General features: G+C 60.5%; 17 protein-coding genes. 9 read left to right on the forward strand and 8 right to left on the reverse strand.

The genetic code is table 11. From position 1 onward, the window contains the following. Positions 1-44: 44 nt before the first annotated feature. A complete protein-coding gene (locus ACR0JW_RS17075) occupies positions 45-1,316 on the reverse strand; it encodes an imelysin family protein (protein ID WP_170682153.1) in 1,272 nt (423 codons plus the stop codon). A gap of 243 nt (positions 1,317-1,559) precedes the next feature. On the opposite strand from ACR0JW_RS17075, the gene ACR0JW_RS17080 reads away from it, so the two are divergent. Continuing rightward, positions 1,560-2,096, forward strand: coding sequence for a ZrgA family zinc uptake protein (locus ACR0JW_RS17080; protein WP_170615965.1), 537 nt, complete (start codon positions 1,560-1,562; stop codon positions 2,094-2,096). Between the two features lie 30 nt (positions 2,097-2,126). Here ACR0JW_RS17080 and ACR0JW_RS17085 read toward each other — a convergent pair whose 3' ends face one another. After that, positions 2,127-3,755, reverse strand: coding sequence for a N,N-dimethylformamidase beta subunit family domain-containing protein (locus tag ACR0JW_RS17085; protein WP_480714239.1), 1,629 nt, complete (start codon positions 3,753-3,755; stop codon positions 2,127-2,129). Between the two features lie 121 nt (positions 3,756-3,876). Then, positions 3,877-4,752: a LysR family transcriptional regulator gene (locus ACR0JW_RS17090; RefSeq protein WP_480714240.1), complete on the reverse strand. Its 876-nt coding sequence runs from the start codon at positions 4,750-4,752 to the stop codon at positions 3,877-3,879. Positions 4,753-4,858: 106 nt separating this feature from the next. On the opposite strand from ACR0JW_RS17090, the gene leuB reads away from it, so the two are divergent. The 5 genes from leuB to ACR0JW_RS17115 all read left to right on the forward strand — a co-directional run bounded on the left by leuB (position 4,859) and on the right by ACR0JW_RS17115 (position 11,843). Beyond that, positions 4,859-5,944 (forward strand): 3-isopropylmalate dehydrogenase, encoded by a 1,086-nt coding sequence (gene leuB / locus ACR0JW_RS17095; RefSeq protein WP_170682150.1) that lies wholly within the window; start codon positions 4,859-4,861, stop codon positions 5,942-5,944. Then, entirely contained in the window at positions 5,941-7,605 is a 1,665-nt protein-coding gene (locus ACR0JW_RS17100) for a GMC family oxidoreductase (protein ID WP_480714241.1), read from the forward strand. Before leuB ends, ACR0JW_RS17100 begins: the two co-directional genes overlap by 4 nt. Next, on the forward strand, positions 7,602-9,086 hold the full coding sequence (locus ACR0JW_RS17105; protein ID WP_170682148.1) for an aldehyde dehydrogenase: 1,485 nt from the start codon (positions 7,602-7,604) through the stop codon (positions 9,084-9,086). Before ACR0JW_RS17100 ends, ACR0JW_RS17105 begins: the two co-directional genes overlap by 4 nt. A gap of 67 nt (positions 9,087-9,153) precedes the next feature. Next, positions 9,154-10,491, forward strand: a complete 1,338-nt coding sequence (locus ACR0JW_RS17110) for an MmgE/PrpD family protein (RefSeq protein ID WP_170682147.1) — start codon at positions 9,154-9,156, stop codon at positions 10,489-10,491. After that, positions 10,488-11,843 (forward strand): trimethylamine methyltransferase family protein, encoded by a 1,356-nt coding sequence (locus tag ACR0JW_RS17115; RefSeq protein WP_170682146.1) that lies wholly within the window; start codon positions 10,488-10,490, stop codon positions 11,841-11,843. The genes ACR0JW_RS17110 and ACR0JW_RS17115 overlap by 4 nt, the downstream gene beginning before the upstream one ends. Here the strand turns inward: ACR0JW_RS17115 and ACR0JW_RS17120 are convergent, their stop codons facing one another. From ACR0JW_RS17120 to ACR0JW_RS17140, 5 genes are all read right to left on the reverse strand, one after another. Beyond that, positions 11,844-13,163 carry a lanthionine synthetase LanC family protein gene (locus ACR0JW_RS17120; protein ID WP_170682145.1) on the reverse strand — a complete coding sequence of 440 codons (1,320 nt, stop codon included), beginning with the start codon at positions 13,161-13,163 and terminating at the stop codon, positions 11,844-11,846. Then, entirely contained in the window at positions 13,160-14,086 is a 927-nt protein-coding gene (locus ACR0JW_RS17125) for a T3SS effector HopA1 family protein (protein ID WP_170682144.1), read from the reverse strand. Before ACR0JW_RS17125 ends, ACR0JW_RS17120 begins: the two co-directional genes overlap by 4 nt. A 2-nt stretch (positions 14,087-14,088) precedes the next feature. Continuing rightward, positions 14,089-15,168 (reverse strand): phosphotransferase, encoded by a 1,080-nt coding sequence (locus tag ACR0JW_RS17130; RefSeq protein ID WP_170682143.1) that lies wholly within the window; start codon positions 15,166-15,168, stop codon positions 14,089-14,091. A gap of 72 nt (positions 15,169-15,240) precedes the next feature. Then, positions 15,241-17,190 carry a S8 family peptidase gene (locus ACR0JW_RS17135; RefSeq protein ID WP_480714242.1) on the reverse strand — a complete coding sequence of 650 codons (1,950 nt, stop codon included), beginning with the start codon at positions 17,188-17,190 and terminating at the stop codon, positions 15,241-15,243. A gap of 144 nt (positions 17,191-17,334) precedes the next feature. After that, on the reverse strand, positions 17,335-17,613 hold the full coding sequence (locus tag ACR0JW_RS17140; RefSeq protein WP_170682142.1) for a hypothetical protein: 279 nt from the start codon (positions 17,611-17,613) through the stop codon (positions 17,335-17,337). Positions 17,614-18,783: 1,170 nt separating this feature from the next. Here ACR0JW_RS17140 and betB point away from each other — a divergent pair. From betB to ACR0JW_RS17155, 3 genes are all read left to right on the forward strand, one after another. Beyond that, a complete protein-coding gene (betB, locus tag ACR0JW_RS17145; RefSeq protein WP_170682242.1) occupies positions 18,784-20,235 on the forward strand; it encodes a betaine-aldehyde dehydrogenase in 1,452 nt (483 codons plus the stop codon). A 551-nt stretch (positions 20,236-20,786) separates the two neighbouring features. Beyond that, on the forward strand, positions 20,787-22,454 hold the full coding sequence (locus ACR0JW_RS17150) for a sulfatase-like hydrolase/transferase (RefSeq protein ID WP_170682141.1): 1,668 nt from the start codon (positions 20,787-20,789) through the stop codon (positions 22,452-22,454). A gap of 32 nt (positions 22,455-22,486) precedes the next feature. Continuing rightward, on the forward strand, positions 22,487-23,731 hold the full coding sequence (locus tag ACR0JW_RS17155) for a DUF3179 domain-containing (seleno)protein (RefSeq protein WP_170682140.1): 1,245 nt from the start codon (positions 22,487-22,489) through the stop codon (positions 23,729-23,731). Positions 23,732-23,746 lie beyond the last annotated feature (15 nt).

Raw genomic sequence — 23,746 nt, forward strand, 5'->3', positions numbered from 1 at the left:
CCGGTTCAGTCAGGCCGGGAGGGGGGTGTCCGACCAGACAGGTCTTATTCGAACACCGAACCTGGGTTATCCAGGCTGTCCGAGCCTTCGATGCTGACCTTATCCAGATCCAGCGCAGCCACGACACGCTCAATGGTCTTGGTCTGGTCGATCAGGCCGTTCACACCGCCCATGATCAGGACCTCACCGCCTTCATTGCCGCGTTCCAGCATCTGGTCATAAGCAAAGCCTGCCTCGGCTGTCGATTTCAGACGACCCAGCGCCTGCATTGTGTTGGCCAGCTTGGCCTTCATCTCAGCGTCCAGCGACGGGTCGGTGGCCAGTACCAGGTCCGACAGCGACGCACCGGAAACCGGTGTGCCGTCGATGCGGGTATAGCTGCCCAGATAGACGTTCTGAATGCCCAGCCCGTCGTAGTAATGACTGTTGTGAGTGTTGTCCGAGAAGCAATCATGCTCCTCCTCGGGGTCGTTCAGCATCAGGCCAAGGCGCATCCGCTCACCCGCCTGTTCGCCATAGGACAGCGAGCCCATGCCGGTGAGGATGGCGCTGACACCGGCCTTGTCGCTTTCGGCCAGCGCGGCGCGTGCCGCACCGCCTGACTGCCACTGGGCGGCCATCCATTCCAGATCGCTGACCAGCAGTTCGGTTGCGGCGCTCAGATACTGAGCGCGGCGATCGCAGTTGCCGCCGGTGCAATCGTCACCCTGCACATAGTCGGTGGAAGGACGGTTTCCCGCGCCCGAGCCGTGGCCGTTCAGATCCTGGCCCCAGAGCAGGAATTCAATGGCGTGATAGCCGGTTGCGACGTTGGCCTCGATGCCGTCTGCTTCGTGCAGGGTTTCACTCAGCAATTCGGGCGTGATTTCGGCGGCGTCGATAGTGTTGCCGGACAGATCGAAACTGGGGTTGGCGATGACGTTCAGCGCCGCAAACTCATTCTCGTCGGTCGGTCCGCCGTAGGAGGCGTCGACATAGTCGATCAGCCCCTCATCCAGCGGCCAAGCGTTCACCTTGCCTTCCCAGTCGTCGACGATGGCGTTGCCGAAGCGATAGACTTCGGTCTGCTGATAGGGCACGCGGGCCGCGACCCACGCGGCGCGTGCGGCGTTCAGCGTGGCGTCGGACGGATCGGCAATCAGTGCGTCGACGGCGGTTTGCAGGGATTTCGCGGCAATCAGGCTGTCTTCAAACGTGGCTTCGGCGATATTGGCATAGGTGTTCAGAACGTCCGCCCGGGAGGGCGCATCAGCGGCAATTGCTGAAGTTGCGGCAAGTAGTGTCAACGTACCCGCTGTGGCAAAGCGTTTGGTCATGATGATTTTCTTTCCTGTCAGAAACAATAGTTCGGGTGTCTTGTGGCAGGCACCGTTCCGCCTATAGCTGATTTAATTAGTCAGGAATGTCAACCTGAGTTTTATTGTCGGAAATAGTCGTATTATGTTCCGACCGCGCCCCCTACCCATATCTGGCGAGGTCTGGTTGGGGTGCTGACATTGCGCGATTGACGGATCGGAATACAATAAAGCCAGTGATTCTTTTTGAACGGTGCACTGGTTATGAAAGCAGCGATGGTCGCATTTTCCCTGATGCCAGTCGTTGTTCTGGCCGAAGAATCCAATATTTCTCAATCACATAGCCACGGTACGGGAACACTGATCGTTACCCACTCCGATACGAGCATACAGCTCTCATTTTCCGCGCCCGGAGCGGACATCGTCGGGTTCGAACATCCGGCGGAAAACAACGACGATCGCGTGCTGGTAGCCCGGGCCGTGTCGGACCTGTCCAAACCGCTGGAGTTGTTTGAACCTCCGGTCGAAGCTGGCTGTTTTAACGCGTCAGCGAATGTAACGCTGACCAGCGTCGCACAGGGGCAGAGCGACAAGGCAGGTGACGAACGGCATATGGAATTTGTTGCCGACTATCGGATCACTTGCCAGAACGCAGAGCAGCTTGATCGAGTAAAGTTCGCGTATTTCGACAGGTTTCCGAACGCAGGGATGCTGCGGCTTCAGGTTGTTTGCGGCGATGTTGCTCAGGTAAAGGAAGTTTCCCGCACAGACCCGATTGCCGGTTTGGCCTGCACCCAATAGCACGCAAAGCAACCGCGGCGTCCGCGACGTTCAGATACCGAACCGGGTCAGTACGTTCCTTGTGATCCGTTCAACCTGCCAATCCCGCCGGGTCAGCCCCATGACCCATTCACAGGTGGCGGCGTTGAACACCTCACCCTTGCCGCGGTGCCAGTGCACGATCACCCCGTTGCCGCGGGTGCTACGGTCCAGCGTTTCTTCTGTGACGTCGCCAAAGATTGCCTGCGCTTTGAAACTGGCATCATCGTTACCGATGTAGACGGTTTCACCCCAGACGCCATATTCCGGCTCGATATTTGTGGCCATCCCCAGCGCAAGGATTACGACCTCCGGATCGGTGCCGTCATTTCCGCTGGCAAAGGGCAGGCCATCCTCCATCCGGTAGTCGACGCCATCCACCTCGTACCCGAAAATGCGCGAGGTCGCACCCAGTTGGTCGCCGTAACCCAGTTGGGTGCCTGCAAACGCCCAGTGTCGGGGGCGATAGACGGTGAAGCCGCCGCTGCCCTGACCCGCGCAACGTCCGAGGCTGGCATACACGCCCCCCAGTCCGTTTGCGCCAAAGGTCTGTGCGCCGGGCCAGTTGGCGGGGGTGACCTCCCATGCGGAAGTGACCAGATGATCCTGGTCTGTTCCTACCAGAGGATCCTGATCGGCATTGTACTTATAGCAGACCTGCTGACGGCCCTGATCCTGGATCCGGGTCTGCCATAGGAAGTTTCCGCCAAACCGAGCCACCTTGCCGCCGTTTTCGGTGAACCGGTCCACGGCGTGGCGCATCGGGGCAGACCAGTATTCGTCGTGACCCACGAAAATCGCACATTTGTAGCGGTTCAGCAGGTCCGGGTCAGCATCAAGATTGTGCTGAGTGGCAAAATCCAGATCAAAACCGTTCGCTTCGGCCCACACAGCAAAATGCCGCTCGTAACTGGCCCAGCCGGCCGAGGCGTATTTCTTGGAGTACCCATAGGAATAGGCCCATTCCATGTAGGGGTAACGTACCATTCCACCGGGCACATGCGGGGCTTCGGGAACCGCGCGCGGGGCGCCGTGGGGCAGTTTACAAAACCCACGGGTCCAGGGGCGCCGGGTCGAAACCACGGGTGAAAATGCATTGCCGTCGGGTCCGGTAATGCCCTGATAATGGTTCGAACCTCCCCAGCAGTTATAGGCCAGCCAGGTGCCGGTGGCACAGATCAGAACGTAAGGGGCGGGCACGTGATCCGCCGCGTGGCGCAGCAGAAACAGGTGATGCTCTTCGACCCGGTCGCCGTCCTGCTCCGCACTGAAGGTGATCAGGTATCCGCCCGGGCGCCAGTCATCGGGGATGGTGAATTCGTAGGCGACTGCCCAGTCGCATCCATTCACCGAACAGTCCGGCGGGGTGGTTTGGTGCATGCCGGGCAGGTTGGTTTCGTGAAGCAGCGGCTCGTAATCCGTCCCGTCGCGGCCAATTTCCAGCGTCCAGTTTTGGGCAGTGGTCGAAACCCGCAACGCAACCCGATCGCCCGGTGCATAGGACATGCGGTCCGTATAGCCCCAAATTTCCAGAACTGAGCCGTCCACAGCCGGTCCGATATAATAGTTATCCAGAATGTGGCGGGCCTTGACGCGTGTGCGCGGCGTTGTTGCGGGGCCGGGATTCTCCGATCTGGTCATGGGGCTATCCTGTATCGGGTTGCTGCGATCCGCTGTGCCTGCACGGTGGTTCGATCATGGCGAGAAACCGGAAAGCGGAAAAGCAAAAACGCTGTCCCCGTTGGGTGAGCAGGGCCAAACCCTATGCCGCCTGCGCGATCCATTTTTGAAACAGGCGGGCGCCGGTTTTTGTTTTCCCCAAGGCCGTGACCGAGCAGAAGTACCCACGTTTGCCTTTAAGCTCGTGGTCGCAAGCGAGCGCAAGGGTTCCGTTGGCCAGAAACTCGTCAATCAAGGGCCGCCAGCCAATGCCGATGCCCAGACCGTTCTGTATGGCGCGCAGATAGACCATGAAACTGAGGTAGGTGTCATGGCCGGGTGGTGACGGCACTTTCTTTCCGGTTCCCTGGAAATACCGCACCCAATCGCCGTTATGGTCACGCTCGGACATATTCAGCAGTTTTTGCCCGGCCAATGCCGCGCGGGAATAGGGTTGCCCGTCGCGCAGCAGGTCGGGGCGGCAAATGGCCACCATGCGCTCGGGGAATATTTGCAGCGATGAGCAACCCGGAATGCCGTGTTCGCCGAAAAGAACAACGACGTCACATTTTGCCGGATCATAGTCGGGGTTCTGATCCCGGGTAACAATCTGGAGCTTGGTGTCGGGGTGATCCGCCTGAAACCCGGCCAGTCTCGGCAACAGGTAGAGGCTGGTGAAACCGATGCTGGCGCTGACCACGATCGTGTCCTCGTGCGCGCGGGTTCGCACCGCGTCAAGCCCGCCTCGGATGGCCCCGAATCCTTGTGACACTGCCTTGGCCAGCAAAACCCCGTATTCTGTCAGGGTCAGGCGGGGCTTGGTGCGGGCAAAAAGCCGGGTCCCCAGTTCCGCCTCAAGCGCCGCGACATGGCGGCTGATCGCGGGTTGCAGCACGTTCAACTCCTCGGCTGCACGGGAAAAGCTGAGGTGGCGCGCGGCGGCGTCGAAGGCGTTGATCTGGTGCAGGGGAATGGACATGCGTCACAATCATTCATTGCAGGAACAATATTCATTCATCATTTCCGTCTTTTTCTTTCGCTGCAAGCGGGCAAATCTGTTTGCGGAACCAAATCAGGGTCGTTCCATGGAAAAGACGATTCTTGCGCTGGGTGGCGATGGCATCGGTCCCGAGATCGTGGGCTATGGACTACAGGTGGCCGAAGTGCTGGCGCAGCGATACGGTATTGCGCTGTGCGTCAGGCACGGGCTGCTGCACGGCGCTTCGTGGGAGGTGCATGGCACGTTTTGCACGCCCGAGGTTCTGGAACTTGCAAAGGCATCGGATGCTGTTCTGGTGGGCGCGGTCGGCGGACCCGACTGGGATGACATCCGGGTATCCGGCGGCGCGGAATGCCAGGACGGGCTGATGTATCTGCGCCACCATCTGCAGACCTATCTGGGGCTAAGGCCCGCGCGGGCATGGGCAGGATTGATGAACCGGACCCCGTTCCGGGCCGGTGTTGCCGACAGGGCGAACGTGCTGATCCTGCGCGAAATGTGTGGCGGTGCGATGTTTGCCCGCGAACGCGGCCAGCGTCGGGTCGATGGGGTGCGGCAGGGTTATGACCTGACCGCTTATGACGAAAACGAAGTCGCCCGGTTTGCACATGGTGGGTTTCAGTTGGCTCGCGAACGGCGCAGGCGTCTGGTCAGCTGCGACAAATCCAATGTCATGGAAAGCTACAAACTGTGGCGCAACGTCGTGACCGAGGTGGCGCAGGAATACCCGGATGTCGAATTCGAAAACATGTTCGCCGACAATTGCGCCTATCAGTTGATGCAGCGGCCTGCTGATTTTGATGTCGTGTTGTGCTGCAATCAGATGGGAGATGTGCTCAGCGATCTGACGGCTGTGTACGCGGGGTCACTGGGTATGCTGCCCTCGGCAAGTCTGAGCGCCAGTCCCGCCCGTGGTCCGGTGTTTGGCATGTATGAAAGCACCGCCGGGTCTGCGCCGGACATTGCGGGTCAGGGGATCGCCAATCCGGTGGGGACGATCCTGTCGGTCGGAATGATGTTCAAATACAGCTTTGGCCTGCCCGACCCTGAAAACCACCTGCACAGAGCTGTTTCTGCCACATTGCGGGACGGGATCATGACGCCCGATCTGGGCGGCCCAGCAACCGGCGCCGAGATGACCGGTGCCATTCTGGACAGGCTGCCGCGATGAATAGTTCCTTCGATTATGTCATCGCCGGAGGCGGCTCGGCCGGATGCGTTCTGGCGGCGCGGCTGGCCGAAGATCCGGACATATCGGTCTGTCTGGTCGAGGCGGGCGGCGAGGGGCGCGATCTGTTTATTCGGATGCCTGCGGGGAACGGATTCGTGTTCGGCAACCCAAGGCTGGACTGGGGCTATACATCCGTTGCTCAGCCCGGATTGGGGGGCCGTTGTGTTTACTATCCGCGTGGCAAGGCGCTGGGCGGGTCCTCGATCGTCAATGGCATGATCTACATGCGCGGTGTCGCGGCGGATTATGATCTGTGGCGGCAGAAGGGGCTGACCGGATGGTCTTACGCCGAGGTCCTTCCTTATTTCCGCCGGGCCGAAGGCGCCCGTGAAAGACGGGATGCCTGGCATGGCGCGGATGGCCCCCTGAAGACGGAACCGGCGCGCAATTTCGGCCTGATGGAGCAGGCGTTTATCGCGGCGGCGGCAGCCGCCGGGCATCGCGAACTGGACGATCTGAACGGTCCGCACAGAACAGGTGTGGCGCGCAATGACAGCACGGTTGCCAAAGGCGTCCGGCAGTCGGCGGCGATTGCCTACCTGAAATCCCGGCCAAAGAACCTGACCGTCCGCACTGGCGTTCATGTTGCGCGGGTTGTCACCGAAGACTGCCGTGCCGTCGGACTGCTGACCTTGACGGGTGAGGTCATCCGGGCAGAGCGCGAAGTGATCCTGTGTCAGGGCGCCATCGGGACGCCGCAGTTGTTGATGTTGTCGGGGATTGGACCGGCGGATCATCTGCGGTTTCACAATATCGAGGTTTTGGCCGACCTGCCCTCGGTTGGCGCGCATCTTTCGGATCACCCGAACGTGTCGATGCAATACGGATCCGACCGCGCGGACCAGAGCCACGCCAAACATCAGCGTCTGGACAGGGCAGCTCTGCTGATGGGACGATGGTTGCTGAACGGATCGGGCCCCGGGGGCGGCGCTTTTTTCTCGACAGTGCTGTTTCACGCCTTCGACGACCCCAAATGGCCCGAGCTTCAGGTGCACATGACCCCGATGGTGGTTGAGGAAAACCTGGGTGACGGTGCGCATGAAACTGTGCCGTTGCTGAACCGATTAGGCCGCAAGTTACTGGTGCGCGGGCGAAAGATGGCGCGACCCGGTGTGCAGATCGACATCAATCTGGAACGACCGATCTCGGAGGGTACGGTTCGATTGTCCGGCACGGACCCTCTTCTGCACCCGGTCATCGACCCCAATTACTTCGCCGACCCCCGCGACCTGGAGTGTCTGAAGCGTGGCGTTTCCGCGATGCGCGAGGTGATGGCACAACCCCAGATCGCGCAATATCTGACGGGTGAAATCGGCCCGTGGCACGGGGCCAAAACCGATGCGCAGATTACCGATGCCATCCGAAGAACCGCCTATACCGGCCATCACCTGTGCTGCACTGCCCGGATGGGTGATGTGCTGGATTCCCAACTGCGCGTGCACGGGGTTGAGGGGCTGCGGGTTTGCGATGCCTCGGCCATGCCCGCTCAGATCACCGGAAACCTTTATGCAACCGTTGTGATGATGGCCGAGAAAACCGCCGACATGATCCTTGGCCGGGCACCTCGTCCCGCTGAACATCCAATGGAGACCGCGTCATGAGCAATATCCGGACCTTTCGGCACTTTGCCGGGAACCAATGGCACGACCCGGCGGGCGGCGCATATATCAACAGCGAAAACCCCGCCAACGAAGAAGTATGGGCCCGTGTACCGGACTGCCGCGAAACAGATGTGAACCGAGCGGTCGAGGCGGCGCGAAAGGCATTTTACGACGGACCCTGGGGACGAATGCAGCCCGCCGAACGCGGGCGGGTGCTGCGCCGGATCGGGGACGTGATTTCCCGACACGCCGAGCGTCTTGGGGTGATTGAGACACAGGACAACGGCAAGCTGCCTTCCATGATCACGCCGGGCTTGCAACCGGGTCAGTGGCAGGTCGACAGTTGGCATTATTACGCAGGCATGTGCGACAAGTTCGAAGGCCGTGTGATACCGGCCGAGGCACCGGACATCCACAACTACATGACATGGGAGCCGTTTGGCGTGGTGGCACAGGTGCTGCCGTGGAACTCTCCGTTGGGTACGCTGATCTGGAAGCTTGCGCCTTGTCTGGCGGCGGGAAATACCGTTGTGATCAAACCTTCGGAGCATTCCAGTTGTTCGACGCTTGAGCTGATGGACATCTTGCTCGAGGCCGATCTGCCACCCGGGGTTCTGAATGTGGTCACAGGGTATGGGCCGACAACCGCCAAACCGATGATCGAACACCCGGATGTGCGCATGGTCAGTTTTACCGGCGGCACGGCTGGCGGGCGGGCCGCAGCAATCGCGGCTGCGCAACAGGTCAAACCGGTGGTGATGGAACTGGGCGGCAAGTCGCCGCAAATCGTGTTTCCGGATGCGGATCTGGAACTGGCGGTGAATGGCGTGGCTGCCGGGATATTTCCACCCGGTGGGCAAAGCTGCATTTCCGGCTCGCGCCTGCTGGTGCATGCCGAAGTGATCGAAGATTTCACCGACCGCCTGGTGGATGTCGTAAAAAAGGCGCGGGTCGGCGACCCGCTTGATCCCGCAACCCAGATCGGACCGATAGCCAACCGGCCACATTATGAATCTGTTCTGAGCCGGATCGCCGCCGCTGAGGAGGCCGGTCACTACCTGAGATTGGACGGACGCACGGCCTGCAGGGACAAGGGCTATTATATCGGTCCCACCATCTTTTCCGATGTCCCGAACTCTGCCGACCTGGCGCAAAACGAAGTTTTTGGCCCGGTTGTCAGCACCGAAGCCTGGACCGAGGAGCCCGAGGCCATTCGCATCGCCAATGATACGGTTTACGGGCTGGCCGCCGGGATATGGACCCGCGATGTCGCACGCGCGATGCGGGTGGCGTCCCGGATCGAGGCCGGGACCGTCTATATCAACAACTACTTCAACGCAGCCACCCAGTCGCCGGTTGGAGGCATGAAACAATCAGGCTACGGGCGCGAAAACGGCTGGGAAGGGATGCGCTGCTTCATGCAGACCAAATCCGTCTGGCTGTCGACGAACCCGCATCAACCTGATCCTTTCGCGGATTGAGTGGGTGCGAGGATGAGCATTTGGATGACGCTGCTTTCCGGGTCCACTCAGCCGAAAGGGGTACACCGTGACGGCCATTGAAACACTTGCGCAATTTGCGGTTGCGGCCCGCCCGGACCCGTCTGTACAGGCGCAGATTGCCCCGGCGGTCGTCGATTGTTTCGGGTGCATACTGGCTGGCGCGAACAGTGCGGTGGCGCGTCAAACACGGGCGGCGTTGGCCTTGGTCGCGCCCGGTCCGGTCCGTGTTTACGGTGCGGATCAGACCCTGTCGGCCCCGGTTGCCGCGCTGGTAAACGGGGTCGCGGGCCATGCCTGGGATTTGGATGACTGGGAAGAGCCGGGAAATACCCACCCGACTGTTGTTCTGCTGCCCGCCTTGCTGGCGTCCGCGCATCTGACCCCGGTTTCCGGAAAGGACCTGATGACGGCCTATGCCGTGGGGGCCGAAATCATCATGCAATTGGGTAAAGCGGTGTCATTGGCGCATTATGCACGTGGGTTTCATTCCACGGCCACGCTGGGTGTCATCGGTGTCGCCGGGGCGGTTTCGCGGTTGTTGGGGCTGTCGGCGGACCAGACAGTGCATGCCCTGTCTTTTGCGGTGTCGCAGGCGGCGGGCTACACAAGGCAATTCGGGTCCAACGCCAAGCCCTTGCAGGCCGGTTGGGCCGCCCGCAACGGTGTTGAGGCCGCCTTGCTGGCAGCCCAGTGCCTGACGGGGCAACCGCATGTGATGGACCACGAACGCGGGTTTGCAGGGCTTCTGAGTGCCTATGATGCGGACCGGTTCTCAGGCGTCATGTCGCGGTTGGGGCAGGGCTGGGCTCTGTCCGATTATGGGCTGATCCTGAAACCCTGGCCCTCGTGCGGATACACGCACCGCCTGATGACTGCGGCGGTGGAAATCCGTTCGCGACTGGCCGGGTGCGTGCATGGGATTACGGCCATCGAGGCATTCATGCCGGATTTCCATTATGAAATCCTGCCATTCGATCGCCCGGCATCGCGTACCGAAGCCCTGTTTTCGGCTCAGGCCTGTGTTGCGCAAGTTCTGGCAAAGGGACAGCTATCGCTGCACAACAGCGCGGATGCGTTCTGGGCCGACCCCGAAGTTGCCCGGTTGATCGATTTGACCACCGTCAAGGCAGAACAGGCCAAAAACCCGGCGCTGAATTATGACCCGGATCAGCCAGACAGGCTCAGGGTTGAACTGACAAGTGGCGAAATTGTCCAGGCCACCTGCGCCGCCCCTCTGGGTCATCCATCCAACCCAATGACGCCTGACCAGTTGGCGGACAAGTTTTCTGGTCTGACTGGATTGCCTGAGGACAGTTACAAGACTGCACTCAACTGGCCGCAGGCGGACAACGTTGCCAGTTTTTTTGACAGGATCGATCAATGACTGCGCTTAAACGCAACGGCAGACGCGCCGCCCGCAGGCACGCGAGGCAGGATGGCGCGGGAATGGGCGTGACCGAGGCGATCTGGCCGGGGATCGAAGCCGGAAAGTTCGCCGCACTTTCGGCCCGGGAACTGTCGATGATCGACACCACGGCGATGCGTATTCTTGGGGAAATCGGGCTGAAGGGGGCGACCCGGGACTGCATCGACACGGTCTGTGCTGCTGGTGGATCCCTGACCACGGACAGGCGGCTGTTGTTTCCCGAGCCCATGGTGCGGCGGGTTCTGAAAACCGCCGGCCGCGGGTTTCACCTGTTTGGCCAGCGGCCCGAGCATGATTTGGACCCGTCAGGTGCGCGAACGCATTTCGGCACGTCGGGTGCGGCGGTTCATATCATCGACAGCGAAACCGGTCAGATCCGCGACACGACCTTGCGCGATCTTTACGATATGGCGCGGCTGGCCGAAGCGCTGCGGGCACGGCCGCCGCTTTGTATCTCAACCTGTTTTGTGGTGCCGCCGCTGACTTTTGCCGAAGAGGCGCTGGAAGTCATCGCGACTGCCGCGCGCCATGGCATTCCGTTAAAGCTGGTTTCGGCGGGTCAGGCGGGCGCCACCAGCCCCGCACCGCTGGCCGGGGCGGTTGCCCAGCAGACCGCCGAGGTGCTGGCAGGGCTGGTATATGTCAATCTGCTGAATCCCGGTCATCCGGCCACTTTTGGAGCCTTACCCTTTGTCAGTGATCTGCGCACCGGTGCGATGTCGGGCGGCAGTGCGGAACAGGGGCTGCTGATGGCGGCCTGTGCACAGATGGCGCGGTTTTATGACATTCCCTGCGCAGTCAGCGCAGGGATGACCGATAGCAAGATGCCGGATTTTCAGGCCGGATATGAAAAGGGCTGTACCGAGCTGTTGTCCGCGCTGTCGGGTGCCAACCTGATCTACGAGGCGGCAGGGATGTATGGTTCGCTTCTGGGCTGTTCGCTAGAAAGCTTTGTTCTCGACAATGACATGATCGGTTCGGTGATGCGCGCGACGCGCGGGTTCGAGGTTTCGGAAGACACGTTGTCCCTTGAAACCATCCGCGATGTCTGTGTCGGAGGGCCGGGACATTTTCTAGCGCATGATCAGACGCTGAACCGGATGGAAAGCGACTATTACTATCCGGCGATGGCGGACCGGCGCACGCCACAGGAATGGGCGGCGGCGACAGATAGGGATCTGCTGGAACGGGCCCGGCAGCGTACCCGCGAATTACTGGCGGCCCCCGATCCCGGTCATATCCCGGATCGGCTGGACGCGGAAATCCGCGCGCGGTTTCCCATTCGCCGGCTGGAACACGCCAAGGGTTGATCAGGCCGAATCCCCGCGCTTGGACGCAGGCAATACAAGGCCGGATGGCCGGAACCGGACCGGGTCGCTGAGGCCCAGATACATGCGCCCGATCCCCGCCAGACCAAGCATCAGGCCTGGCGTTTCACCGCCTTCGACCAGGCCGCATTTCCATTCCTCGTTTGCAGGGGGTCGCATTGCCAGACCAAGTTCGCGGGCCAGGGCTATTGCCTCGGGATCAGGGCGGACCTGAGATGAGTAGATCAGGGGTTCGACGATACTTCCAAGGCCATGGCAAACGCTTGCGTTTTCTTCGAAACCGGCGCGTTCGGTGGTCAGAGCCTGCCGCGCCCGTCGCTTGCAGGCGAAGATGGCGGCGTTGGCTTCTGCAAGGGCTGTCTTGTCGCTGGTCAATTGCCAGGCCCGAAGTCGCGACAACGCGATGCCGCCCGACCCGTAACACCAGTAGGTGGGGTAAACCATCGCTTTGGGGTCACCGGCCTGATCGGCCCTGACATCGCGCAGATCGGGCCAGCCGCATTGGTGGCGATCGAACCATTGCCGCTCGTACTCAAAGGCGCGGAAACCGGCTTTGCGATAACGTTCGTCCCGGGTCGCGGCCCAAAGCTCCAGCAGCGCGAGCGCTGGGGAAGAGGCACCGTGTGCAAGGCCGCAATGTGGAAAGGCGTGTGATGTTTCCGCATTTTCTTCCTGCCAGGACAACCCGATACCAGGTCCGGGCTGCGCTCGGTCCAACAGCCATTCGCCATTGAGGTGACAGGCGCGCAAGATATTATCGCCGGACTCCGAGCCGTGCAGTGTCAGCAAGCCCGCAATCGTTCCCGATGGCCCGGCGATCAGGTCAAAGCTGCCATCCTGTGGGGGCGCCGCCGTCAGAACTTCGTGCAGAAGACTCGTATCGTCTGCCATCTCCGTTTCTGGCAGCATGTCGTACACGGACCGAACGGTGCTCAGAGTGCCGATGAGGCCGCTGTACCATCCGTGCGGTGTGACGCTGCGCCGTTCACGTATCAGGTGCATGGCGCCGTTGGCTGCGCTTGATGCGGTGTTGGCGTAGTCTGGATTGCGGGTCTGCCGCCACATCTCCGCAAGAAACAGCGCAACCCCGGCCAGTCCGCCGTAAAGGGATTCGTCGATGGTCTGGTAAACGGACCGCCATTCCCCGTCGACCAATTCCATTTCATACCCAAGCCAGGTGCAGCAATCTTCGTCCCGGACAGCATCGCGCACCAGTTGATCCGCGATAGCAGTGGCGACCGCAAGAAAGGCCGGGCCCTGGTCGCCGCCGGGAGGCGGGGGTGATGGGTCCAGTTTCCTCACGGCAACGCGTACTCCGGGCTGTCGGCAGCTTCGGCCCATGGCCGATCCGGTGCGATGCCTTCGGACGAGAATACGGCGCGCACGGATTTGACCCAGTCCGTGGGCTGTTCGATACCTCGATCAACGCAGCGCAGGACACCCCGCGCCACCAACGCGCATCGGGACGACCCAAAGCTTTCTCCCCGTGCTGCCGGGTCGTCGGCCACGCTGACCCCGGGGCAAAGCTTTCTGGTCAGGTGGGGAACCGGATCACACAGGTCGTCGCATGCACGCCTGGCGGTAGCGGCGATGGCCTCGGCTGCCTTTGCGAAATCTGGTCGGGGCAGATAAAGGACAAGCGCATCCCGGCGATCATATTCGGCCGGGCGTCTGGGGCACTTGAGGAAATATGGGAATGCGTCGCCCAAAGCCTGACTCAGCGCGTGAACCAGAACAGGTGCACCTATTGGCATTGCGTTCCAGTACACCCGGACAATCGGGTGCCGGTTTGCATGCCAGGGTTCCGAGAAGGTGACGTAATCGCCAGGGTTCATGGTTTCGGAATCCCGGCGGGCCACAACCGAAACGGTGTCGCCGGGGCGAATACGTGCGCCCCAGCCATCTTCGGGCAGGCAATCGATAACGTGGAGCACCCGCCTTTCGCGTCCGCGCGTTACGGCAACCTTGCCGCGTCTGGACACTTTCGCGACATGCCACCCTTCCTCCCATCGGTGCGAGGATGCGTGCGCTGTTCTCAGCAACTCGCACAGATCGCGGTCTTCTGCATTCAGGCCCGGTTTTTCACCGACTGCACAATACCAGTCCCGATAGAGCGCATCCGTCAGGGGGGCGGGATCGCCGCTCCTAAGGGATCCACTGGCCAATACCCGCGAAATGACGTCAAACGCCGCAGGTAAGGCCTCGTCCAGCGCATCAGCACCCATTGCTATACCGATCCTGTTCCAATTCGCGGCCCGTCCCGAAGAAGGGTTTCAAGCCATTTCGGAGTCTGGCACACCCTCAGCGCCATGGCCAAGGCTACCTGACTGCGCGTCCCGTCCGGGCTTTCCATCGATTGCAACTCGAGAGTGGTCTGGACAAGTCGGATACCGGTGTAGAGGCTGCATTTTTTCAGGAAATCCGTATTTGTGGATCCTGAAGTGCCGGTGGCGCGCGTGTAGCCTGAATACAGATGGACCGCAGCCCGGCCGGCTTCGTTTTCAGGGAGAGAGGCCAGTGGCTTGTTGTTCGGGCTGACGGGCAGTTGCGCCAGCTGAAGGTACTCTTGCACGGCCGTTGCGACGTCCCAGGCGGGATCGCCGAGACCCGCCAGTTCCCAATCGACCAGCCGGATTTGCACCGTGCCGTCCGGGCCGGATTGCAGCAGGCAGTTGTCCCATTTGAGATCGCCATGGATCAGACAAGTTTCCCGCCATGTCGCCTGAGCGCGGCTGATGCAGGCCATGACCGCCGCACGCGCAGCCGGATCGGGCAGGAGGTGATGCAACTGCTCGTGCAGCCCCCCGGAATCCCCGGCCAGCATCCAGGGACGAGCCGAGGGAAGGTGCGTGTCATCTACGTGTCCCTGATGCAGACGGGCCAGAACGTTTGCCAGACCATCAAGCACGGCTGGGTCATCCAAGGGGTTGCGCCCCATGAAGTCGTGCAGGGTTGTGGCCGGGTCCAGAAGTTCGGTGATCAGGATGCCTCGATCCGGATCGGACTGCGCCAGGTAGGGCGCGATGCCGGGGCTGAGCGATTGTACCGCCTGATAGCAGGTTATCTCGCGCCGGTTCCAGTTGCTGGCGGATCGGGTGCCCAATTTGACCAGAAACGTCCCCTTTCCGCCCAGATGAACAGTGGCTGTTGTCGCGCGGTCGCGCCGGGTGGCCATGATGCGCATGCCTTGTTGCACGATCCGCGCCGTGGGGATCAGGTTGCACCTGCGCAGAACAGAAGCGACCCGTTCTTCCGCACGCGGCCTGCGCGATGGTTCTGTGTTCGAACGAATGGCGGCATCGGTCATGTCGTAAGGCCCTCAGGAACACCCCGGGCGGTTGGCCCGAGGGTGCGTGGTCGTTACATCCGGCAGGATGACTTAGTACTCGTCATCATACCCGTAGTCGTCGTTCCAATAGTCGGCGTCGGACTCGGCGCCGTACTCATCCACCCATTCATCGTCATAGGCGTCTTCGTACATCGCGTAACCGTCGTCCCAGTCGTCGTATCCGTCGTCCCAACCGCTGTCATAGTAATCCTCGTCGCCAGCGCGGAAGCAACCCAGCGTAGGACGTGGGCAGCCTGCGAGCGTCGGACGCGGACATCCAGCCAGTGTCGGGCGCGGACAGCCTACCAGCGTGACCCGAGGACATCTCGGCCCGCTCAGGGTCGGGCGTGGGCATCCGGCGAAGGTCGGGCGTGGACACCACGGTCCGGTGAAGGTCCGGCGCGGGCAGCGTGGCCCGACGGTTGTCGGACGCGGGCACCACGGCCCGACCAGGGTCCGGCGCGGACACCATGGGTCAACCAAAGTCCGGCGCGGGCAGCGCGGCCCGACGGTTGTCGGACGCGGGCACCACGGCCCGGTCAGGGTCCGGCGCGGGCAAAGGGGTCCAACCACCGTTCTGCGCGGGCATGCGGGTCCGACGATCGTTCTGCGGACAGGCCGGTGCAACCGGTCATACGCGGCCTTGATCTGGACAATGCCGGATCCGGAATGCTGGTCAAAGCCGCTGGCCCCGATATCCTTGGCCGTTGCTTTCAGTATGGATTTCAGCTGTGCCTGCGTTGCGCTGGGCTGGGATTGCTTCAGCAACGCCACCGCACCCGCAAGGATCGGCGTCGCAGCCGAGGTGCCGGAGTCACTTGTGAAATACCCCGTGAAATGGCTGATGCTACAGAAGTCAGGCTTATTCGAATCCAGAGCGGCAGGTCCGCGGCTGCTGTATCCTATGAACTCTTCGTTCTTGTTCACCGCGCCTACGGTCATCACCAGCGGGTGGCCATTTGCACCCCAGATGCTGCGTCCCGGGCCGTTATCGGCGCCGCAACGGTTGTCGGGGCAGGTATCTCCGCAGTTACCGGCGGCGAAGAGCACGAGAATGCCTTCGTTGATCGCCTCGACCACCTTGCGGGTAAACGGGTGGTTGGGGTTGCGGGCATAGGTGGTATCCCATGTTTCCTGGAAAATACCCCAACTGTTTGTCAGAACTTGCGGAGTGCCATTGCTTCGGAACTGGTTGATGGACCAGTTGAACGCCTGCAATGCCCGGCTGATCGTCCCGGGCGAGCCGCCAGATCCGGCAATCCGCAGATCGTAAAGCTGGGCTTCGGGCGCCATGCCAAGAACATCAGTGGCGCACATGTTGCCGTGATTGCCCCATTTGCCGGATTCGGTGCCCCAGTCTGACGGCCATCCGCCGATTACGCGCGGGATTCGACGCGAGGTCTCTCCGTTCTTGACCGGTCGGCCTTGCGCGGTGATGCCGCTGTCCAAAACGCCGACAACAATTCCGTTTCCACGGAACCCCGCCGCCCAGACCTGATCGACGCCCAGATAGGTGGCGACGTCGGCCATGTTACCCTTTGGCGTGCCGGGGCTGCAGTCGCAGGGCGGGATCGGGCATGCTGCCATGCCGCCGCTTGTCTGCGGCCCGTACGGGTTGTCGACGGGGAAGCCGTCGATTGGGACGTCGCGCCAGACACCGGCCACTTCGGGGCGGTTGCGCAAGGCTGCCATTTCGTCTTCGCTTGCAACGGTGCCGCGCACCACGAAGGTTTCGTCAGGGGCCTGACCCGAAGCGGCAAATTCGGCACTTCCGGTTCCGCCCATGCTGACGGGCTCGAATTCATTGTCGACAGCGAAGCCGTCCCCCGAGAAACCTTCGGCCGAGGACATCGCCATAGGTCCGGAGCCGCCGGGTGTATAGCGCATTTCGACCAGTATGCTCAGCCGGCCCTTGCCGTCAGTGGGCTGGGGAACCCCGTTTGGGGGCGAGCCGTTGTCGCCGTTGGACTTCCTGCCACGCGTGGTTTTTTTAGCAGCCATCTTTATACCTCCATTGGGTTAAATTTGGTGAACTGGAAACTGGTTGCGCAGGTTGTCGGTCGCGGCGAACGTCGCCACGACAGATTTCGGGATTGGTTGAGTTTGAGTGGTGGAAGAAATCCGGTTCAGCAGGTTGAACGCGGCCTACGGGGCAAAAGGCGCAATTGGCGTATCGCCCCAAATGTTTATGACGTCCGGCCGCTGATTGAGTGCGTCCAGAGCTTCCGCGTCGGCAATGGTTCCGCTGAGTATCACGCTGGTCGGCTGCCTTTGTGCGCCGTGGCCTGTCTCGCTCATCGGGACAGGTTCCAGATCCGGGTCGAGTTCGAACCCCAGCTTTCTCATCTGAGTGGCCAGTGCTTCGGGATCCTGCAAATCGAAATGTGCAGACGCGGTAATCTCGACCATAACGCGCATATTCACGGCCGGACCCTTTGCAAAGGGTGGGTGGTGTCTGACGAAAGGTCTCGCGACAGAATATGCCCTCGGTGGATCCAGGCGGTTCGATCCGTTGTGGTCTTCTCAACACCTGTTTTGTGAAGGAGTGCCATTTCACAACCTCGGTTCGTACGGGATCCGGCGTAATACACGGAGCCATATCAAATTCTCGTCGGAGATTCGAGCGGGGAGTGCTCATGACCGTTGCTTTCAATACCTGCGCAGATGCGAGCTCGCCCGGGCGTCAAAGCATCAGGTCAAAAGAATACGGATTAACTTGTTAATGCCACGGCACGTGTCTGGTGTTTCATCCGAAAGCGGTGGCGTTCCGTCAGAGGCAGAAAAGCCTGCTGTCGAAGGGGCGCTGTATGCTTCGGTCAGGTCCAGCCGCAGTTCAAGCCGCAATCCTTTGGAACAATGGCTCTGAGGCCACCGAGCGGAGAAAAAGTGGTGCCCGCCGTCTACATTCAATAACTCGTATAAACGCGATCATAATAGCGTTTTAGGCTGGTTTTTTCAATTCTAAACAGAGTCCGCCGGACGCCGAAAGGGTCGGCTTGCCTGTGCACCAGCCCGGTTCTGCGTCAATGATCCAGCGTTTGCAGAAAGAGGTTTTCCGGTCCCGTCTCGTGTAAAAGGTTGATAAGTTGCGCACATCCCGAGGTTGTCCGGGCGGTTGCAGTGCAGCGGGTTTGTTAGGGCGGGTCGCTCGCGCACATTGCGTTGATGGTCAATTTGGCCTGGCTGATTGGGTTGCCGCCGGGGTTGTGCTTGCGAACGCCCCAATTCGGGTTCCCGTTTCGGCGCTGGGTCCGGGGCGATCGGTCCGCTATCGATTCCCCCATTTTGCGGCGACAGGACCTGGGGCGGCCCGCGCCAGCCGTTCGGTCAGGGCTCTTCTCCAACTGGGGGTTTTACGAATAGGATTCTGGTGTCGGAACCTGTTGCGAACGTGGTCTCTGACGGTGTGCATGGGATCATCCGGTTAGTTGATTGACTGATCAATAAAAATCCATCATGGTCATCCCCACAGCTAAAATGGCCGGTTCGATCCGCGCTGGCCCGTCTGCTCAGAACCATGCGTTCGCAATACAAACCCACCGGAGAAAACCAGTTCCGGACTACTCATCAGCCATGTTTCGGAGACCTCAGAACATGATCGCGCAGCCTCAGGCCAGCCATTACGTGAATGGCGCCTATCTTGAAGATGAAAACGGTCGATCCCTTGATGTGATTTATCCAGCGACCGGGGAGGTGATCGCGCGGTTGCACGAGGCCGCGCCCGAACTCGTCGATCAGACGATCGCGCTGGCCCGGACGGCGCAAAAAGCCTGGGCCGCCATGTCCGGAACCGAACGCGGGCGCATCCTGCGCCGAGCCGCCGACATCATGCGCGAACGCAACCATGAGCTTTCAGTGCTGGAAACCTATGATACCGGCAAGCCGTTGCAGGAAACCCTGGTTGCGGACGCTACATCGGGCGCAGATGCGTTGGAGTATTTTGGTGGCCTTGCAGGCAGCCTGACCGGCGAGCACATACAGCTTGGCGAAGACTGGGTTTACACACGGCGCGAACCGCTGGGACTGTGCGTCGGTATTGGTGCCTGGAACTACCCAACGCAGATTACTTGCTGGAAGGCCGCGCCAGCACTGGCCTGCGGCAACGCCGTGATTTTCAAGCCTTCTGAAGAAACACCGCTCTGCGCGCTCAAGGTTGCTGAAATCCTGTCCGAGGCAGGCCTGCCGCCGGGCCTGTTCAACGTGCTGCAGGGGCGGGGTGAAACCGGCGCGGCCCTTGTCACTGATCCCCGGGTGAACAAGGTATCGCTGACCGGTTCGGTGCCCACCGGGCGAAAGGTCTATGCCGCTGCGGCTACGGGCATGAAACATGTCACGATGGAGCTCGGCGGCAAGTCTCCGATGATCGTGTTTGACGATGCCGATCTGGAGGACGCCATCAGCGGCGCGATCCTTGGCAATTTCTATTCTTCGGGGCAGGTGTGTTCGAACGGGACGCGTGTGTTTGTTCAGAAGGGCATCAAGGACGCGTTTCTGAACCGCCTGCAGGAGCGGCTTGCCAACGCGATCATCGGTGACCCGCAGGATGAGGCCACCAATTTTGGCCCGCTGGTCAGCGCGCGTCAGTTGGAGATCGCCCAAAGCTATATCGAGGCAGGGAAATCCGAAGGGGCCCGCTTGGTTTGTGGCGGCGAACGGATTGAACGTCCGGGCAACTGGATGACGCCTGCGGTTTTCGCCGACGTTACCGACGATATGAAGATCGCGGTTGAAGAGATCTTTGGTCCCGTGATGGCCGTGCTGGATTTCGAAACCGAGGAAGAGGTGATCACGCGCGCCAATGCCACCGATTTCGGTCTGGCCGCCGGTGTGTTCACAAGCGATCTGAAACGCGGGCACCGGGTCATCGCGCAACTGGATGCCGGAAGCTGCTTTATCAACTCGTACAATGACGCGCCGGTCGAAGCGCCGTTTGGTGGCGTCAAGCAATCGGGGGTCGGGCGCGAGAACTCCAAGGCTGCGATCGAACATTACAGCCAGCTCAAATCCGTCTATGTCCGCATGACGCCGCTTGAGGCGCCGTACTAGAACGCGACAACGGTGCAAAGGGATGCCGGTTCGGCCATAGGCAAGGTTGTCCATTGGCCGATCCGGCTTTTGTTTTTTCGTTTCGGCGAGTGGTTTTCTGGGGCCAATGCAGTGGCGCCTGTCAATGCACAAGGTCGAAATGCGACACGGTGACGGCTTGATGGCCGAGCCCTCGCGTATATGCAAGCCTTGCGGGGCAGCGCCCGAACAAGCGCAGTTGGCTTCTACCCAGGTCTTAATTCCTGAAATTTTTCGAGTACGATTGAGGTGATTTTGCAGCGGCAATCAAGGTCACCGACCCGTGAGCATATCATACCACAAGTCATCGGAAATTAGTCGATCCGCACATCGCCCGTTCTGAAGATTGTGCCATTGTGGGCTTTGGGTTGCGGCTCCGAAAACCGGGCCAAGCTTGCTGTGCCCAGGCGATTCCGCCCCTGACGTTTTGCCCGGAAGGTTGCGTACGTGGGAAGTTCACATTTAGTATCGCAATGTATCGATGTGAAACACCCGGCGGTCTGCCGGTAAAATGTCTATCTGGGGGGAAGTGTATGAAACAGTTTTGCTATCGGGTGCTGACGGCAGGTCTTTTCGCGTCGCCTGGATTTGCGCAGGATGCTCCGATCATACACGATGCCGAGTTTTACATTCTTCAGTCCCAGCATGAAGACCAATGGGCACAGGATGACGCTGCGGTCAACGACGCTCTGGCCGCATTTCGGGACGGCAACGGAGGCAACCCACCGAACATCGTCAGTGTGCTGATCGACGATATGGGTTTTGGCGACATGGGAATACCCGAGCTGAACGCCGTGCGGGGATATGAAACGCCGAATATCAACGATTTCTCGGATCAGGCCATGCGAATGGTACGCATGTATACCGAACCCTCCTGCACGCCGACGCGGGTGGCGCAGATGACCGGGCGGTTGCCGGTGCGGATGGGCATGGGCGACACGACAGTCGACATCGCAGGTTTTGGCCTGCCGGAGAACGAAGTCACGCTGGCCGAGGTCCTAAAACAGGCGGGCTATGCGACCAGTCATGTGGGCAAGTGGCATATGGGCGACATCGCTGAAAGCTGGGCGATGAACCAGGGCTTTGACTATGCCCAGCACGCAATCCATCAGCAGGGGCAGCTGACCATTTTCAACGACGACGCGATCAGGGAACAGGTTTCGGTCGCGATCCGGGATTACGACGACAAGTACACGCTGGACGGCTGGTTCCGGCCGGATGCCGCCGCAATGATGACCGTGATCGAAGGTGAAACCGGCGGCCCGATCCGTGAAATCCGCATGGAGACCGGTGAACGCTGGAATGCCGCGAAATATGACGAGATGAACCAGGCGTTCCAGGACAAGACGCTGGAGGAACTGGACCGCCTTGCAGGGGGTGAGCAGCCGTTCTTCCTGCAATACTGGCCAATGATGCCGCTGGACAACACCCGTGCCGGACGATCGGGACCGGAAAGCGTGAATGGGGGACTTTATGTCGACAAGATGCAGCTGCTGGATCAGTGGCTGGGCGATCTGTTTGCCCGCTTGGATGAACTTGAGCTGACCGACAACACCGTTGTCGTAGTGATGGGCGATAACGGACATTTCACAAAATACGCTCCACAATCCGGCTTTACGCCGTTGATCTATGCAGGTGGCAAAGGTGACACGACCGAAGGCGGCGTCCGCGTCGATGCCTTCATCCGATGGCCCGGTATGATCGAGGCTGATGGTCTGCTGAACAGCATCATTCACGTCTCGGATCTTTACACAACGCTCTCTCGGTTCGCCGGGGCCGATCAGCATATCCCACGAGATCGTCTGGTTGACGGGGTGGACCAATCGGCCGCCCTGTTGTTTGCCGATGAAACCAAGGCGCGGCGCGATCATGTCATCATCTATTCGGTCAACAAGCCTGAGGCCGTTGTGAAAGACCAGCTTAAGCTGAAACTGCCGGGGCCCGGGGAAAGTGCGATTCTCGCGAAGTTCTTCGATCTCTACCGGGACACGCGCGAAGAATACTCGGTCTCGACCGAGGTCGGCGCCTGGGGCGGTCAGGAGTTCGCGCGGATTCTGGGGCGCCACATGGCAAGAAAAGAGAAATTCCCCGACACAACGCCTGCCTACGGTGTGCCCTATGAAGGGATCGAGAACATACGCCCTGAAACACAACAGGCCGTAGATGCGTTCATGACCAAACGCGCCTCTGCGCAGCAATAACGCGAAAACCGGACCAGGATCACGAGGTGCAGATGGTCGGAAACATACTCTTCGCTCTTGGCCTGATCGCCTCGCTTGGGATCGGCTTTGTCTATTTCCGCGATCTTGGCGACATCTCGCAGATGCTGCTGAAGGTGAAGCGCGAAAATATGGTGCGGTTCATCCGAAACGAATACCGCCTCATCGGCATAGGGCTGAGTGGGTTTGCCGTTGCGACGCTGGCGCATTTCCTGTTTGGTGGCGGTCCGTTCTGGCTTTGGTTTGTCGCCGCGCTGCTGGTGATATTCCTGTACGGGTTTCCCTATGTCTGGGTACATCTGGGTTTGCGGAACCAGCTTAACACTGCGCAGTATTTTCCGATCAGCGAAGCGCGGAAATACGTCGGGTCGACGGCGCCGGTTATCGTGATCGAAAACAACGGGCATGCCCGCGCCCATCCGGATGCGCAGATTATGCGCCCGCATCTAGCGGGCAATGAAAAAGGTCTGGGCGGCGAAGACGTCGTGATGACCTACTGTGCCATGGCCAATCTCGGTCAGGGATATATGCCGGCCATCGAAGGCAAGCGGCTGAACCTTGAGGTTCTGGCCCAGCATGGCAACAACCTGATCCTGCGTGACAATGATACCGGCGAGCCGATTCAGCATATCTACGGCTTCCGCGAAGCGGATCGCGACCCGAATGCGGACGGACCTGCCTGCCCCCTGCGGCCGGAAGCTCGGATGAAGCCTTGGCCCACGTATCGGATGACGTTTCGCGGGTTTCAGAAGGCCTTTCCCGACGGCGAGGTTTATCTGAACAAACCCTCTTCGAACCCGCTGCTGCGCCTGCTGGACATGGTGACGGAAATCACTTTTGGCTGGGGTATTTCCCGCCAGCATCAGGAAGATGCGCCGGTGATGGACAACATGGACCGCTCGGACAATCGGCTGCCGAACAAGACCTATGTCTGGGGGATCACAATCGGGGATGATGCGGCCTGCTGGACCGACGATTTCATTGTCGAGAATGACTGGATCGTGAACGCGCGGGTTGGCGGGCGCGACGTCGTTGTCAGTCTGGACCCTCGTTATGAGAGTTTGGGTGTCTGGTACAACGACAGCGGCCAGCCCGTGACCCGATGCGATTTCTGGGGTGTTTCGGATCAGGGCCAGTTGCAGAGGGTCGAGACGCTGCGGGCCGGCGTGTTCTGGCATGTCTGGTCCGAGTTTTTTCCAAACACCGACATCAATCGTGTAGAAGGTGGTGAAGACGTGGTTGGAGAGACCGCCGCGTGATCCGACGGGCCCGGG

Source organism: Ruegeria sp. BG6 (assembly GCF_056538465.1).

Bases quoted from the DNA above. Each gene is read 5' to 3' on its own strand.
- betB (WP_170682242.1), top strand. From the start codon at position 18,784: ATGATCGCGCAGCCTCAGGCCAGCCATTACGTGAATGGCGCCTATCTT.
- ACR0JW_RS17105 (WP_170682148.1), top strand. From the start codon at position 7,602: ATGAGCAATATCCGGACCTTTCGGCACTTTGCCGGGAACCAATGGCAC.
- ACR0JW_RS17085 (WP_480714239.1), bottom strand. From the start codon at position 3,755: ATGACCAGATCGGAGAATCCCGGCCCCGCAACAACGCCGCGCACACGC.
- ACR0JW_RS17130 (WP_170682143.1), bottom strand. From the start codon at position 15,168: ATGACCGATGCCGCCATTCGTTCGAACACAGAACCATCGCGCAGGCCG.
- ACR0JW_RS17115 (WP_170682146.1), top strand. From the start codon at position 10,488: ATGACTGCGCTTAAACGCAACGGCAGACGCGCCGCCCGCAGGCACGCG.
- ACR0JW_RS17075 (WP_170682153.1), bottom strand. From the start codon at position 1,316: ATGACCAAACGCTTTGCCACAGCGGGTACGTTGACACTACTTGCCGCA.
- ACR0JW_RS17135 (WP_480714242.1), bottom strand. From the start codon at position 17,190: ATGGCTGCTAAAAAAACCACGCGTGGCAGGAAGTCCAACGGCGACAAC.
- ACR0JW_RS17155 (WP_170682140.1), top strand. From the start codon at position 22,487: ATGGTCGGAAACATACTCTTCGCTCTTGGCCTGATCGCCTCGCTTGGG.
- ACR0JW_RS17090 (WP_480714240.1), bottom strand. From the start codon at position 4,752: ATGTCCATTCCCCTGCACCAGATCAACGCCTTCGACGCCGCCGCGCGC.
- ACR0JW_RS17150 (WP_170682141.1), top strand. From the start codon at position 20,787: ATGAAACAGTTTTGCTATCGGGTGCTGACGGCAGGTCTTTTCGCGTCG.
- ACR0JW_RS17080 (WP_170615965.1), top strand. From the start codon at position 1,560: ATGAAAGCAGCGATGGTCGCATTTTCCCTGATGCCAGTCGTTGTTCTG.
- leuB (WP_170682150.1), top strand. From the start codon at position 4,859: ATGGAAAAGACGATTCTTGCGCTGGGTGGCGATGGCATCGGTCCCGAG.
- ACR0JW_RS17100 (WP_480714241.1), top strand. From the start codon at position 5,941: ATGAATAGTTCCTTCGATTATGTCATCGCCGGAGGCGGCTCGGCCGGA.
- ACR0JW_RS17125 (WP_170682144.1), bottom strand. From the start codon at position 14,086: ATGGGTGCTGATGCGCTGGACGAGGCCTTACCTGCGGCGTTTGACGTC.